Here is a 14,011-nt window from a genome sequence, read left to right on the forward strand (position 1 = left end):
AAAAAGCCTTCCCTGTTGAATACGGGAAGGTTATGACGTTCGTTTGGTTACATCCACTTTGTGAGGGAAAATGATCGAAACGCCGCGTTCCTCTTGAGTAATCCCGTACAAGTAATCACAAGAGGTCATCGAGCCCTCGCGATGTGTAATGATAATGAATTGGCTTTTATCTTTTATCTTTTTTAAATAGGATGCAAACCTCGCAACGTTCGCAATATCAAGGGCTGCGTCCACTTCATCTAATATGACAAATGGGCTCGGTTTGGAGAAAATAATAGCAAATATAACAGCGACGGATGTGAGCGTTCTTTCTCCTCCTGATAGAGACAAGATATTTTGAGGCTTTTTTCCAGGAGGCTTAGCTATGATGGTGATAGGAGATTCTAACGGAGAATCAGGATCTTCGAGGGACAATTCCGCTTTACCGCCCTCAAAGAGTTCAACAAACACTTCAGAAAATTTAGCAGAGACTTCTGAAAATGTTTTTCTAAATCTTGAAGACATTTCCTGTTTGATATCTTCCAATAAGCATTTTAAGTCGTGTTCTGCTTGTTTAATATCTTCGTGCTGTTTGGATTCCTCATCGTACCGTTTTTTCAGTTTTTCATATTCTTCTATTGCGGTATGATTGACGGCTCCCATGGCGTGGAGTTCCTTCTTCATCTTTTTGATTCTATTTTTTGTATCAGGTTCGATAACGTTCGTTTTAGGAGCAAACTGCATAAACGCCTCTGTATCCATTTCATATTCTTCGGTTATTCGTTGTAAAATCGAATCCTTTTCAGAAGTTTCTTTGTTTATCTTTACGGTTAGCTCATTGTGTTTCTTTTCTTTTTCATGGAGTTGGTTCCGCTTTTCCTTGATTTTTGCTTCAATCTTCTGGAGTCGCTGTTCAAAATCAGACAGATAACGTTTGAGATTTTGCAGAGAAGTTTCTTTTTCGCCAACAACGGCACCCAAATTTTCTGCTTCTTTACCCATTAACTTGATGCCCTCTTGATGTGCTTTCTTTTCTTTTTGAAGTTCTTCGATGGTTATAGACAGAGAGTGAATTCGTTCGGGAACAGAATCCTGATTATAAGATTCTAAATATTCACGCAAGCGCTGCTGCTCGTCTTTCCATTTTTCCAGTTTCACAGTGAATGCGGTTTTCTTATCTTGCAAGGATTCTATGGCTCTTTTATAATTTTCTTCTTCCTGAAGAAGAGCATTAAGGACATCTTGAGAAGCGTGGTGGGCAGTAACGCTCTTTTGCACCCGTTCATTTGTTTTTAAGTACAACTTGTGTTTTTCTTTATGTTCGTTTTCTTTTTGGCTGAATTCATAAGAGGCCGCTTCTAATTGTTCCTCGCTTCGGTTACTGGAAAGGGAAAGTTGATAATGGGAATCTCTTACTTTTTCGAGTTCCTTTAGCGTGCTTGTTTGTTGTTCTTTTATAGATTTGATCTCTTCCTCAAGAGAAGACAGCTTCTTCTGATGGGTGTTTCGCAATTGGCTGTCGCTGGTTAAACGGGTCGTAACGGTTTCTTGTTCTTTCTCTAATCGAGATAAGGTTCGCTTTTTCGTTAGGAATGATGAGTTGTTTTTGTTTGTGCCTCCTGTTATAGAACCGAGTTGCACGACTTCTCCCTCGAGGGTGGCAATTCGGAATGGGGCGTTTGTTTTTCTTAGGTACAGAAGCCCCTCGTCGATCGATGAAGCGATCAGAGTTCTGCCAAGAGCCTGAGATACCACGTTTTGAAACAAAGGATCAAACGTAATGTGCTTCATTGTACTGACGACCTTTTCTGATAGGTGTTCGGCTTCCGTTGGTCGTATGGTTTTAGTCTTTGCTATATTTAACGGCAAAAAGGTGGCTCTCCCTTTGTTATGCTTCTTAAGATGGGCAATTGCTTTCTTAGCAGATTCCTCATTGTCTACAACGATATGCTGAAAAGCGGATTGTAATAACGTTTCCAATGCTACATCGTACGTTTCGTTTGTTTTGATTAATTCGCCTAGAATCCCGTGTATACCAGACAGATGCCCGTTTTCTTTTTCGTTGAGAATTTCGCGCACGCCCTGATGATACCCCTCTTTATTTTCCAATTGTTGCTTTAGGGCATCAAGTTTAGTGGAAACGCGAAAAAGTGTCTTTTCGTCTTCTTGTATACGTTGGGTAAGGGTGCTGTGCTTTTTGCGTATACGTTCAGCTTCGTTCTGTTTCGCGATTATAAGGACTTCGGAATCGTTGATTGTTTGTTGGAGATGTTGCATCTGAGATTCTGATGAGAGGAGTTCTTGTTTGATGGCTGTCCGTCCCGTTTCTTTGGCGGTCATGGTTTCTTTGAGAGAGGTTAACAGTTCCTTTGATGTTTCTAATTCGTTTTCTAGTTGCTTTTGACTGTATTCCGCTTGTTTGTATTCGTTATATTTTTCTATGGAATCTGATCTTGAAGCTTCGATTCTGTCTTTTGTAATCACTAATTGGGATTGCGTCGTGTCTAGTTGGTTTTGGATGGTTTCAAGTTCATCAACAGTGGATAGGATCTCATTTCCGACCATGTTGTAACGTTCTTCTTTATCTTTATACACATCTGTTGACATAGAGTGCTGAGACTCGATTTGTTGTATTTGTTCCTGAGCGCCTGTTAACTTTTCATCAATATGCTTTATTTTTTCTTGCAGCAAAGAAAGAGATCCGTGTTTTTTTTCAACAGATTGGATCATTGAAGATAACTCATCCTGATTGGAAAATAGTTGTTCATGCCCCTCTTTTAATGACTGTTTGACGGATTCACATTCTTCTTCAAGAATAGCCAGTTCGGTTTCAAATTCGTGTATCGTTTTACTTAATTCACCCTGTGCTTCCGTATTGGATAAGAGGGAGGAGGATAGTTCTGTCATCCGATTTCGAGAGTAAGAAAGTTCAACATTTTTCAGTCGGTTGAACGTATGCTGATAAAGGGTAGCTGTTTCTGCTTGTTTCTCCAGCGGGATTAATTGTTTTTTGATTTCTCGAACGACATCTGCTATACGATCTAATTTTATATTGATACTTGCTAATCTCTTTTCTGTTTGAATTCGATGTTGCTTCATTTTCACAATACCTGCGGCTTCTTCAAAGACGGCGCGTCGCTCATCCGTCTTGCTTGATAAAATGCGGTCAACCTGGCCTTGGCCTATAAGCGAATAGCTGTTTGAGCCAACGCCTGAGTCTAAAATAGCGTTTTGTACATCTTTCAAACGACTTTCTTGGCCATTAACGAAGTATTCCGATCCGCCTTTAGCGAACACTTTTCTTGTAATGACAAGTTCTTCTGCTGAACAATTGCGGAACATATTTTGGCTATTATCCAATGTCAAGGTAACTTCCGCCACAGAAAGAGATTTTCGTTTTTCGTTCCCACTAAATATGACATCTTGCATATTGCCACCGCGCAGACTTTTAGCGCTCTGTTCTCCCAGGACCCAGCGAATTCCGTCAAATATATTACTTTTGCCGCATCCGTTCGGACCTATAATCCCCGTCAAACCTTTGTCAAATTGGACGAAAACATCATCGGCAAATGATTTGAACCCTTTGAAATGAATGCTTTTAATCATCGATCTCATTCTTTTCAGCATTCAGGATTTCCGAGTAGGCCTCTAAAATGGGTTTTTTGGTTTCACGCGGCTTGTTAATGCTGCGGTACAATTGTGTATTTTCTTCCTCATGGCCAATTCGGTCGAGACGGACCTTTTCTTTTGCGAGTTTGCTAACTTGGTGTACTAAATAGTACTTTTTCATAGAAACCCTCCTTTAATGAAAACGGAACTTATTGAACGACTTTCTTTAAAAGCTCATTGATAAAACCTTTGTATTTTTTGGCGGGAGCTGGTTTCACTTTTGTGTCAACTTGGTAGTTTCCGATGACAGATTTTACGAGATCAATATCCCGCTTGCTTTCTAAAGGGATATTTTTGTAATCGCAAACATTGCATGTTTCCACCAATGCATTTTCATAAATAACCATCACTCTGTGATCTTCAGAGTACACTTTTGTTTCAGAATTACCGAGTTTAAACCTTCCCAGTCCACAGTTTTTACAGATAGCCATTACCCCATCACTCCTGGTTTACAATTTTTTAATCCGTTTTAGTTCTTCGCTAATCGCGCCATTGCTTTCTGACAAAACAAGGGCAAAGTACGTTAATAAATAGGAAGCCGTAAGCGCGTCAGGACATCCTTGAGAATGAAAGTAAAAACGTCCAAGGTGGTCAATGGCAATATCGAAATCGAGAAACTTCAACTCATCATGGAATTTTCCATTCTCTAACCATTCTATGGACATTTCGGATTCGGTCGGCATGTCCCCCAGAGGGAATTCCTTGTCAACTACGACTCGTGTTGAAGAACCTTTTATATGAGAGAGCGTTTTACTCATACATTGCAAGGATTCCTTCGTCGTGAGGCGGTGCTTGCCATAAAGGCAATTTAATGTGGAACAATCAGGTGATAAAACAATTCCTATGCTAGAGTTTGTGGCGAGCATATCTTGGTAGAGTTGTTCAGTGTGGAAGGACGGGTCAAGCTCTAAACCCCCTAAATCCGCCAGAATCTCTGAATGGGTTGTATAACCTGCAACAGGGAAGTTTCGTAAAATATGGTCAAAATACCACATGCCAGAACCGTGCAATGGACTGAAGACCATATTTTCTGAGTTTGTCGGAGAAAAGGATGATAGCATCTGAGATACTAGGTATTCATAAATAATGCACGGATCGAACATTTCGACTGCGCCTGTTTTTAAACAATCTTTGAATTTTGGGAGTTTTTTCTTGTTTGAAGGTTGTGATGTGAATTGAGAAGGTCTCACAGGGGACCCTTTGTCATCAAAAAGTCTGATGCCAAGTATAGCAGCGTCATGCATGTCACCTGTTATTACAACAGTTCCCATCGATTTCTTATGTAAAGCGTTTTTAACCATGACGGATGAAGGTGCACATCGATTCCCCAAAAAAACTTTTAATCCCAGGCCAGATGCAATACGACTGAATTCCTGTGCGTACTCTTTAGCCATCATTCTGGTATCGTAGCCAATAACAAGTTTTTGACCAGAGGAACTGTTTTTTTTGAAATAGGTGCATATATCACTTGCCACGGACTTAAATGCATCATACGTAAATTCAAAACTTACTTTTCCTTTGAATCCAAGAAAATCAGTATCATAATTCATCGGAACCCCCCTTTTCGAATCCTTTTTGTACGATTGTTTCAGGCAATACTGAAGAGGAAATCAACAGGCCATTTTCAGCTATAAGCAATGCCCTTGTTTTCCTGCCCATGGTTAAATTAATAAAATGGTGTGATTCTTTCGATTTTGAAATAAGCGTTTTTACAGGTCTTGTATCAGAATCTAAAATACTTTCTATCAACGACCTATTTACATAGTTTTCATGTCCGACGTCCACCATAAGGGAGGAAGAAGAAAATTGATTGATGCGATTCTTGAGCGTTATCGTCTTAAGGGAAGAGGCGATGCAATAATGGTTAGAGGTTAAAATGATGGATTTAGTTTTTCTGCCGTTCGTAGAACTTATAAATAAGTCCAATAAATTCTTTTGCTTTATAAATTCTTTAATGGGTTCAGAATTGATGTTTTGGATGGAGACGATTTTGGAAATTGGAACAAAGTTTCCGTGACCGATGGATATTACACCCTTCAAAGGTGATCCCCCCTTTTCCTTAAATCGTTTATGAAGACCCTGTGGCGTTATGGAGGAAACGATGAGGTACGCATCATCTGTTAAAATAAGGCTTTTTTTCTTCTTTTGTTTAGCAGCATCAATTATTTTTCTTTCTGCGCCTTTGCGGGAAGAAAGTTTCCTCGATGAATTGGATCGCGTGTCGGTTATGTAAACAACATGGTGCAAAGGCAAGAAGTTATCATGACCTATAAGGAAGATACTCAAATCATCCCTCCTAACGGACTTACCCTTTATATATTATGAAAGGAGCTTAAAATCCCTCTTATAACAAAAAAACTCCCCTAAAGGGAGTTGGTGCTCATAAAAATTTTTCTTGGTAGGGTTTCTTCTTTCCTTTGTAACCAATAAATTCCTTGATGTCCTGGAATGAGATCTTCAGATTAACGCATATGGGGTCTTTGCATAAATGACAACACATCGTATAGTAGTCCCTGTTGTCATAACAGGTGTTTTCGCGTACCGTTTGACCCCGATATTCTTTGAGGAAAGAACGAACGTGATGCATGAACGTCTCGTTGGTTTCGATATGTTCTCTAATGAAACGTTCACCTTCTGAAGTTAATTCGCCTTTTGTTGTCATAAGCTTATGATGAATTAAATTCGAAATAGTAAGGTCCTCTTGAAGATCATGTACGTCTCCATTTAGTACAACGAAGTATTTTTCCCAGCTGATGTTTTTTCTCAATGAAAGGAAACGGTAGAAGTGGAATACAGTCTGTTTAATCAATTGGAACTCTTTCGTCTCCTTTAGGAAATACAGAAATGAGTAATTGTCCCAGTTCTCCATAGTGTGCCTTCCTTTATTAGAGGATGTTGTTTTCTACCCACAAAACCAACTCATCGAACGTGGAGAAGATTTGTGTTGGATGTTTCTTCGAAAACAAGTAATACTCTTTGTCATATAAATTCATCTTAACATAGGAATGCTCATCGTCTTTTTTTATTACGAACATAAATTTGTGTATAAAAGAAAGTTTACCGCCCTTATGAGTAACGTTTTTTTCCAATACAAGAATTTGAGAAAGGGCGAGGTCGCTCGTGATTTCAGCTACATTTGACATACATATCACCTCGATGACATTATTTTTTAGTATATCCATACTTAAAGTTTATTATGCAAATTATTCACTTCCTAAAAATCTGGCGATATAATGCTAATAGACCTATGGTTTGAGGAGGTGGGTGGGTATTAAGCCTTACATCAATGTCATGATTGTAGACGATTCGTTATTAATTCGAGCTTTTTTAAAGGAAATCTTACACGAGGATGAAAACAACCGTTTTAGAGTCGTCGCCTCCGCAAAGGACGGAATTGATGCCCTTGATAAGTTGAAGCGGATGAAAGATGTAGACGTTATCACATTAGACCTTCATATGCCAAACCTTGATGGTCTGGCGGCATTAGAACGGATTGTGGCTTCTTATGATATTCCTGTTGTGATGTTGAGTTCCGCCACTAAAGAAGGAGCAAAGGAAACGATGGAAGCTTTGTCTATCGGGGCTGTTGACTTTATATCAAAGCCTGATAAGCATTCTGATTTGCCTGCCTTGAAATATGAGATATACGAAAAACTGAACACGGCCTATTATTCAAATGTACAGATCGCCTGTAAAAAAGCACCGATCATTCGGAGTGATGTTTCCCCTCCAAAAGGAAATGCCCTGCATAACCTTGTATGTGTTGGCGTATCAACAGGGGGACCAAGGGCGTTGCGGAGCCTTGTGAAGCAAATTCCGCTTGACCCGCCTTTTGGACTGATTATCGTTCAACATATGTTAGAAGGTGAATATATCAAATCCCTGGCCAAAAGTTTAAATGAATACAGTTTAAATGAGGTAAAAGTTGCGGAAGACGGGGAAAAAATCAAAAATGGATCGATCTTAATCGCTCCTTCAGGGTATCATGCCGAGGTTTTTAAAAGAGGAGAAGATTATCATTGCGTGCTTAATAAGCGAGGGAAGATGGAGGGGTTCAGGCCATCTGTTGATATGTTGTTCGCTTCTGTTGCCAGGTTAAATACCGCGGTTCCGCGGTATGGTGTCGTGTTAACAGGTATGGGATCAGATGGCACGAAGGGGAGTGAAGCAATCAAAAAAGAAGGGGGCACTATTATATGCGAAAGCCATAGAACGGCTACGGTATATGGGATGCCTAAACAAGTGATCGAAAAAGGGGTTGCTGATCATGTGGAGGATCTCGAGAAGATTATCCCTCTACTCTTAAAAATAACGAGATAAGGAGCCTTTTTGGCTCCTTATCTCGTTATTGTGTGTTATGGAAGTTTATCAATCGGCGGGTAAGGACCTTAAACTGTTCGTGGTCCCCTTTGGCCACAGAACTCTCAATAAGAGGAAGGATGGTGGGGATGAATTTCTCGTGCATTCGTTGGTCAAGCAAATCCATCTGTTCGATCAAATCCTCTCTTTCTAAAACGCTTCTTGAAGTCTGGTTCGGATACCAATCAGGAAATGACCTGTACGAAGACAGGGCCTGATCTAGTGACTTTGATGGTTCTTTAATCAAGTCGTTGTATGCTCTGAAAACTTCTTCTTGCATCATTTTGCTTTCGTTAAAATCTATATGAATGTATAAACGTTCAGAGGATTCCTGGAAGAAGAGATCAAGATTTGATTCGATGTCTTTTATCTCGAAATACAGAACAGCGGTTTCTTCTTCTTCTTTTTCTGTGCATTCAAGGGAAAGGAAATATTCGTCTGAGTCGGTGTGATCTTTCGATAATTCAGGTAGATAAATGAAATTCGTAAAACCGTAATGATCCTTCACAAATTCGATACGGTCTGCATTGCTTGAAAACGTTAAAAAAACCTTTTTTAATTCAGGGGAGAACGACCTCTTATTCAATTCTTCTAAAATCATTTTTGTATCCAACAGCATCACCCGCTTTTATAAGTCTTCCTCTATACATTCGTAGTGGATAATCCAAAACCTTCAAGAAGGAAGGATTAAGAAAAAAAGAAACATGATAGATTATAACCCGTCAGAGGAGGTCGAATCATCATGTTTTATTTTCTTATTCAATGCGTTCTCGTTATAGGGGCGTTTGCTTTTTGGATGCTTGATCCTGTATTCATGAGTTTGAATTATTACATTTATCATATTTGCCCTTTATTCATGGCTTTTGTGGTACTGCTTTTCCAACGTTCTTTCGTCAAACGAAAAGGGGCGTACAAGCTGTTAGGAATTTTGCTTCCTTACACGATATGGTTAACAGGCGTTTACTACATTTACGAGAACACAACGCTATAAAAAAAACTCGCATAAAAGCGAGTTTTTTAGCCTTGTAGCAATGATAGAATCATTTGAGGATTGGAGTTAGCTTGTTTGAGCATTTGAAGAGACGACTGACTTAGAATTTTTTGCTTTGTCATGACGCTCGTTTCGCGGGCCATATCGGCATCCAATACGCGTGATTTCGCTGCACTCATATTGGTGGAAGTTGTATTTAGGTTCGTTATCGTAAATTCAAGACGATTCATTGTTGCTCCGAGATTCGCACGGTTGTCTGAAATGGTCTGAAGGGCAGCATCGATAGCCGTAATGGCAGCCGAAGGACTTGTTGATAAGTCTAGAGCACCTGTAATATCCAGCGTAAGAGACGTAGTGTCAATCTGATCGATGGTAACGTCCATTGTTTCGGTCGCGCCTGCGCCAATATGTAAGGTAACGGTCAATGGATTACCAGAAGCCGCTACACCGTCTCCTCCAAACAATACGATGTTATTAAACTGTAAAGATGAAGAGATATTTCCGATCTCTGAGACTAGCGCATCGACTTCATTTTGAAGAGCGGCCACATCTGAAGTTCCGTTTGTGCCATTATCCGCTTGCACAGACAGTTCGCGCATACGCTGAAGAATGCTTGTCATTGTGGATAGTCCGCCTTCGGCTGACTGAAGCATGGAAATCCCGTCCTGTGCGTTACGGGCAGCAATGTTCATGCCTGCTATGTTAGTTTGCATTCTCGTCGAAATGGCAAGCCCTGCCGCGTCATCTTTTGCCGAGTTAATGCGTAACCCTGAAGATAAACGCTCCATGGCTTTGTTTAAATCTTCCTGATTATTGGCCAATGAAAAACGCGTGTTGATACTCGAAATATTTGTATTGATATACATCAAAATCCCCCCTTTTGCCTTTCGCTTATTCCCATAAACGGAACCTAAAGGAGGAAAATTAGAAAATAGTCCATTTTTTTTCATTTGTAAATGAGAGAAGAATGCAAAAACCCTTCTAGTAGAAGGGTTTTTCGGTTATTGCAGCAAACCAAGAACCATCTGGGGGTTTGAATTCGCTTGCTTAAGCATTTGAAGAGAAGACTGACTAAGGATTTTCTCTTTCGTAAGATTACTAGATTCAGCGGCCATATCGGCGTCAAGAACACGAGAACGCGCTGCGCTTAAGTTCGTGCCCATTGTGTTTAGGTTGTTGATTGTAAATTCTAAGCGATTCATACTCGCTCCGAGAGATGCACGTTCGTCCGAAACGATTTGAAGAGCTGCGTCGAGAGTACCAAGAGCTGTTTGAGCGCCAGCGCTTGTACTTATGTCATCGGCAGCAATGGTTAGTACAGTTGTGTCGATTTGACCAAGCATTACGTCCATTGTATCGCTAGCTCCTGATCCTGTATGCAGTGTGACTGTTTTAGCTCCTCCTGAACCATCTCCATCAAATAAAAGGATGCCGTTAAATTTGCTAGAAGTCGAAATGTTTTCGATCTCAGCACCAAGCGCAGCAAATTCATCCTGTAAAGCAGCTCTGTCAGTAGCAGAGTTTGTACCATTATCAGACTGGATTGCTAATTCACGCATACGCTGAAGGATACTTGTTACAGTTGACAAACCGCCTTCTGCTGTTTGAAGCATGGAAATCCCGTCCTGTGCGTTACGAGCTGCAATAGACATTCCAGAAATTTCACTTGTCATCCTCGTCGAAATTGCAAGTCCTGCTGCATCATCTTTCGCTGAATTGATTCGTAACCCTGAAGATAAACGCTCCATTACATTATTTAAACGATCTTGTGTTTCCGCCATACTCACCCGAGTTAATTGGCTATTGATATTTGTGTTTATGTACATATCATGCACCTCCTGATTCAATATAGTTAACGAATCAGGGAGAATGATTTTTATAAAAAAAGTAAAAAAATAGAAGGAAGGGTCATCAAAAGCCTTAATATAACTAGGTTTGTACACATGATAAAAAAGATAGTCTATTGAAGAATGTTCCAATGGGGCTTCATCTGTAAAGACTAGGGAAATAAAAAACACCCAACTTAATGAGTGTTTGCGTTGTCTTCCATTGCCTGATGCAAAATACGATGAACGCTGCGGGGATTATCAATAGATCGAAAACAAGGCACTTTATTGAGAGGATTGGAATCATTCTCACTCACATTCCCATCGTTTGCTGTGAATATGTAGATGTTGCCCGTTGAAAGCATTCGCTCGAAGAAGCTGTTTATCTGTTTGGTTTCGTCTATATGTTCGTGTTTCACGGATGTTAATTTTTTATTCAGAAACCCTCGGGTAATCAGGACCCGATCAGTCGTGATGGTATATTGTATAAACAAAAACCCCAATTGCCTTATAATGGCCAGTGACAATCCCAGTCCTCCGATGAAGAGTTGGATATAAAGGAACCATGTTTCAGAGAACAACTCCGTCTCAATTTCTTTAAACATATAATGAATAATGCCAACAAATAGTGCCGCTAAAAGCAAATCCCGTAAAAAGACGTAATTTCGATATTTTTTACCTGGATGGCTCTTCCAAAGGACTTCTTCGCCTCTTAAAAGATCGAACGCCATGCGGCTCACCTCCTTCACAACCGTATATTAGAGAAACACCCTGCGGCCGACAAGTTTTTGTCGTAAGAAGTAAAAAGGGAGGGAGCGGTGAAAGAATAAGGAAAAGGGGGTGTTCATGGTGTACTATGGATTCGAATTGGAAGATCAGGAAAGGTATATCATTGTCAGAGATTATTACGTCTCTAATCCAAAAGAGAAAGGGATCTATTTTGTAACCAAGCATGAGGAAAATGGGCAAATACAGTTTACGTTCCTGGGAAGTGATCAACTAAACGATGAGTATGAGCCTGTAAAATGCAAAAGTGGGAACGCAAGGGTTTGTGCGTCAGCTTTGGAACACGGAAAAGAAGATGTTTTAATTATAGAACATGGGAAGTGGAAGAAAAAAACCTTCTGGCAAAAGGAAGTATGGGTTCCTGCAAAGCGGTACCGCTACATATTAAAAGAGAAGTAGATACTTCTCTTTTTTGTGAGATTATGAAACTCAATTATGGTCCGCTATGTAAACAATTAAATCCTCTACGGTAGTAAAGTCTCTGAAAATGGTTTCTTCATTGAAAAGATGAGGAATTTCAAGTGTCTCAATTGCATCTAAGAGTACGAGTCCAATCAGCATGTTGTTGCCACCAGAAAGGGTTAATAACGAATCACTATCATCTACTTTTTTAACGTTGCACCATCGTTTAATGGACTCGTGAATGGTTTCCGTTATTGAAAAAAGCGGCGTATAACTCACTTTATACCAACTCCTTGATTTTTATTTTGGTGAAGGAGCCTTTCGGAAGAGAACTAGGATTGGTTGATTTAACCAGATCAAGGTTTTTTAAGGCTCTTATTTCAGAAGCTGAGTCGACGCGATGCAAATAGCACATATCAATATATGGGAGAAGGGGTTTCGGGAACGTGCTGATTTTATTCGAACCCATGATAAACGTCATGCTCTCACCTAAAGAACTCATGAATAATTTGATATTTCCTTTGTTGAAGATCGTACTTTGTTCATCTGATACAACTGTACAAGGGACGCTTTCTCTTGACAGGCGAGAAAGAATGAGGAACGTCATAGCTCTTAGGTGTTCTGAGTACATGTTTTTCGCTTTCAGCAGGGTAACAGGGCGTTCATTTATACTTTCTAATACGTCCGTTAACGAGATATGTTTCTTGTGTTTGTTCATAGGGATTCGTTCGTGTAACTTCTTCCCTCTGATATTTTCGTTTTGATCCCAAGATGCCCTTAAACGTTCAATGGTCTCTTCTATAAGGTAATCTTTTCGGATACTATCGATTGTTTCTTCTGTTTCAGGGCTTTCTTTTCGGAGAGTGTGAAGGCATTCTCTCAGGATATCTTCTCCTTTTTTGTAGAAACATTGGCTAGAACGCAAATAACCAGCATTCATTGCCTTTAAATCTATTAATCCGAGAGGGGAAAGAGTCGGGTTCAACTCATCTAAATATACATGGTGATCCGATAAATCGTCGTATTTATTCCCGTTCCCAAAATCAAGAATGACGATCCTTCCTTCTTTGTGTTTCAACTGTCTTTTAATGGTGTCAGTTTTCCCGCAATTGTTTTGCCCTATATAAACATCAATCATCCTACTTCCTCCTGTGCGTTTAGTCGTTAAACGGATTATAGAGATACTTCATCTTAAAAACTAGGAGTGGGGGAACTTTTTTATTCACAAAAAAAAGCGATCGCAGGATCGCTTAAATGGCTTTTTTACGGGTGTGAGGTTTAACCCATGTTTTTCCTTTTTTGGTGTTGCGGTAATGCCCAGTAACCTTAACTTTTTCTTTGTGTTTTTTTGCCTCATACATTTTTTCGTCGGCTTTAGCCAAGGCTTCCTCCCAATTATTATCTCGTAATTGAGCGTATCCGATTGAAGCCTGAACGTTCAGCTTGCCGACAGACGTGTCAATAGGAGAACGAAAACTGCTTTGTAGTCTTTTCATCAGGACGTGTTTTTCATCCTGCGACTGTAATTTTACAAATAAACAAAATTCATCCCCGCCTAAACGGCAGACAAAATCCTCTTGGCGTACATTTTCTTTCAAAAGATTTGCGAATCCTTTCAACAATTCATCCCCTACCTTGTGACCGTACCTGTCATTAACAGGTTTAAAATCGTTCAGATCAAAATAAAACAAAAATTCCTCCTCGCCAGCAGGAAATTTTCTTCTATTTTGAAAATACTCCGACAAATAACGACGGTTGTTGCATTGCGTGAGCTCGTCTGTATAAGCTCTTTCGACCAGTTCTTGAATAAGATTTTCCTCTTTCATATTGTCGAACACAAAACTGTACTTGCTTTTTTCGTTCACGTGTTGCAACGCCGCTACCGACATTTTCATTCATCCTTTCCATGATGTTTTGTAGTACACGTGGATTATATAGAAAAAAACTCCGAAATCAACAAAAACTTAAAAAAGAAACAAAGACTTCTCCTGAATATTTG

17 protein-coding genes are annotated in these 14,011 nt (G+C 39.8%); 3 read left to right on the forward strand and 14 right to left on the reverse strand.

The window, feature by feature from the left end:
- Window positions 1-30 precede the first annotated feature (30 nt).
- From smc to IMZ31_RS23125, 7 genes are all read right to left on the reverse strand, one after another.
- Window positions 31-3,585: a chromosome segregation protein SMC gene (gene smc / locus IMZ31_RS23095; protein ID WP_207530796.1), complete on the reverse strand. Its 3,555-nt coding sequence runs from the start codon at window positions 3,583-3,585 to the stop codon at window positions 31-33.
- On the reverse strand, window positions 3,578-3,769 hold the full coding sequence (locus IMZ31_RS23100) for a hypothetical protein (protein WP_207530797.1): 192 nt from the start codon (window positions 3,767-3,769) through the stop codon (window positions 3,578-3,580). The genes smc and IMZ31_RS23100 overlap by 8 nt, the downstream gene beginning before the upstream one ends.
- A 28-nt stretch (window positions 3,770-3,797) precedes the next feature.
- Window positions 3,798-4,079 (reverse strand): hypothetical protein, encoded by a 282-nt coding sequence (locus IMZ31_RS23105; RefSeq protein ID WP_207530798.1) that lies wholly within the window; start codon window positions 4,077-4,079, stop codon window positions 3,798-3,800.
- An 18-nt stretch (window positions 4,080-4,097) separates the two neighbouring features.
- Window positions 4,098-5,198, reverse strand: coding sequence for a phosphohexomutase domain-containing protein (locus IMZ31_RS23110; RefSeq protein WP_207530799.1), 1,101 nt, complete (start codon window positions 5,196-5,198; stop codon window positions 4,098-4,100).
- Window positions 5,188-5,934 (reverse strand): extracellular matrix/biofilm biosynthesis regulator RemA family protein, encoded by a 747-nt coding sequence (locus IMZ31_RS23115; protein WP_207530800.1) that lies wholly within the window; start codon window positions 5,932-5,934, stop codon window positions 5,188-5,190. Before IMZ31_RS23115 ends, IMZ31_RS23110 begins: the two co-directional genes overlap by 11 nt.
- A 94-nt stretch (window positions 5,935-6,028) precedes the next feature.
- Entirely contained in the window at window positions 6,029-6,517 is a 489-nt protein-coding gene (locus IMZ31_RS23120) for a hypothetical protein (RefSeq protein WP_207530801.1), read from the reverse strand.
- 16 nt (window positions 6,518-6,533) lie between these two features.
- Window positions 6,534-6,791 (reverse strand): hypothetical protein, encoded by a 258-nt coding sequence (locus IMZ31_RS23125; protein WP_207530802.1) that lies wholly within the window; start codon window positions 6,789-6,791, stop codon window positions 6,534-6,536.
- A 121-nt stretch (window positions 6,792-6,912) separates the two neighbouring features.
- On the opposite strand from IMZ31_RS23125, the gene cheB reads away from it, so the two are divergent.
- The gene (gene cheB, locus IMZ31_RS23130; RefSeq protein WP_207530803.1) at window positions 6,913-7,968 is read left to right on the forward strand and encodes a chemotaxis-specific protein-glutamate methyltransferase CheB; all 1,056 of its coding nucleotides are present in this window, start codon (window positions 6,913-6,915) and stop codon (window positions 7,966-7,968) included.
- Window positions 7,969-7,993: 25 nt separating this feature from the next.
- Here the strand turns inward: cheB and IMZ31_RS23135 are convergent, their stop codons facing one another.
- Window positions 7,994-8,620, reverse strand: coding sequence for a hypothetical protein (locus IMZ31_RS23135; protein ID WP_207530804.1), 627 nt, complete (start codon window positions 8,618-8,620; stop codon window positions 7,994-7,996).
- 129 nt (window positions 8,621-8,749) lie between these two features.
- On the opposite strand from IMZ31_RS23135, the gene IMZ31_RS23140 reads away from it, so the two are divergent.
- Entirely contained in the window at window positions 8,750-8,998 is a 249-nt protein-coding gene (locus tag IMZ31_RS23140; RefSeq protein ID WP_207530805.1) for a hypothetical protein, read from the forward strand.
- Window positions 8,999-9,024: 26 nt separating this feature from the next.
- On the opposite strand, the gene IMZ31_RS23145 is transcribed toward IMZ31_RS23140, so the two are convergent.
- From IMZ31_RS23145 to IMZ31_RS23155, 3 genes are all read right to left on the reverse strand, one after another.
- A complete protein-coding gene (locus IMZ31_RS23145) occupies window positions 9,025-9,864 on the reverse strand; it encodes a flagellin N-terminal helical domain-containing protein (protein ID WP_207530806.1) in 840 nt (279 codons plus the stop codon).
- Window positions 9,865-9,999: 135 nt separating this feature from the next.
- Window positions 10,000-10,824 carry a flagellin N-terminal helical domain-containing protein gene (locus IMZ31_RS23150; protein ID WP_207530807.1) on the reverse strand — a complete coding sequence of 275 codons (825 nt, stop codon included), beginning with the start codon at window positions 10,822-10,824 and terminating at the stop codon, window positions 10,000-10,002.
- A 197-nt stretch (window positions 10,825-11,021) separates the two neighbouring features.
- Window positions 11,022-11,555 (reverse strand): PH domain-containing protein, encoded by a 534-nt coding sequence (locus IMZ31_RS23155; protein ID WP_207530808.1) that lies wholly within the window; start codon window positions 11,553-11,555, stop codon window positions 11,022-11,024.
- Window positions 11,556-11,673: 118 nt separating this feature from the next.
- Here IMZ31_RS23155 and IMZ31_RS23160 point away from each other — a divergent pair, with 118 nt between their 5' ends.
- Window positions 11,674-12,009, forward strand: a complete 336-nt coding sequence (locus IMZ31_RS23160) for a hypothetical protein (RefSeq protein WP_207530809.1) — start codon at window positions 11,674-11,676, stop codon at window positions 12,007-12,009.
- 30 nt (window positions 12,010-12,039) lie between these two features.
- On the opposite strand, the gene IMZ31_RS23165 is transcribed toward IMZ31_RS23160, so the two are convergent.
- The 3 genes from IMZ31_RS23165 to IMZ31_RS23175 all read right to left on the reverse strand — a co-directional run bounded on the left by IMZ31_RS23165 (window position 12,040) and on the right by IMZ31_RS23175 (window position 13,901).
- Window positions 12,040-12,291, reverse strand: a complete 252-nt coding sequence (locus IMZ31_RS23165) for a hypothetical protein (RefSeq protein ID WP_207530810.1) — start codon at window positions 12,289-12,291, stop codon at window positions 12,040-12,042.
- A 1-nt stretch (window position 12,292) separates the two neighbouring features.
- Window positions 12,293-13,150, reverse strand: coding sequence for a hypothetical protein (locus IMZ31_RS23170; protein WP_207530811.1), 858 nt, complete (start codon window positions 13,148-13,150; stop codon window positions 12,293-12,295).
- 112 nt (window positions 13,151-13,262) lie between these two features.
- Window positions 13,263-13,901 carry a GGDEF domain-containing protein gene (locus tag IMZ31_RS23175; RefSeq protein ID WP_207530812.1) on the reverse strand — a complete coding sequence of 213 codons (639 nt, stop codon included), beginning with the start codon at window positions 13,899-13,901 and terminating at the stop codon, window positions 13,263-13,265.
- Between the last annotated feature and the right edge of the window lie 110 nt (window positions 13,902-14,011).

It is taken from the genome of Pontibacillus sp. ALD_SL1, from assembly GCF_017355605.1.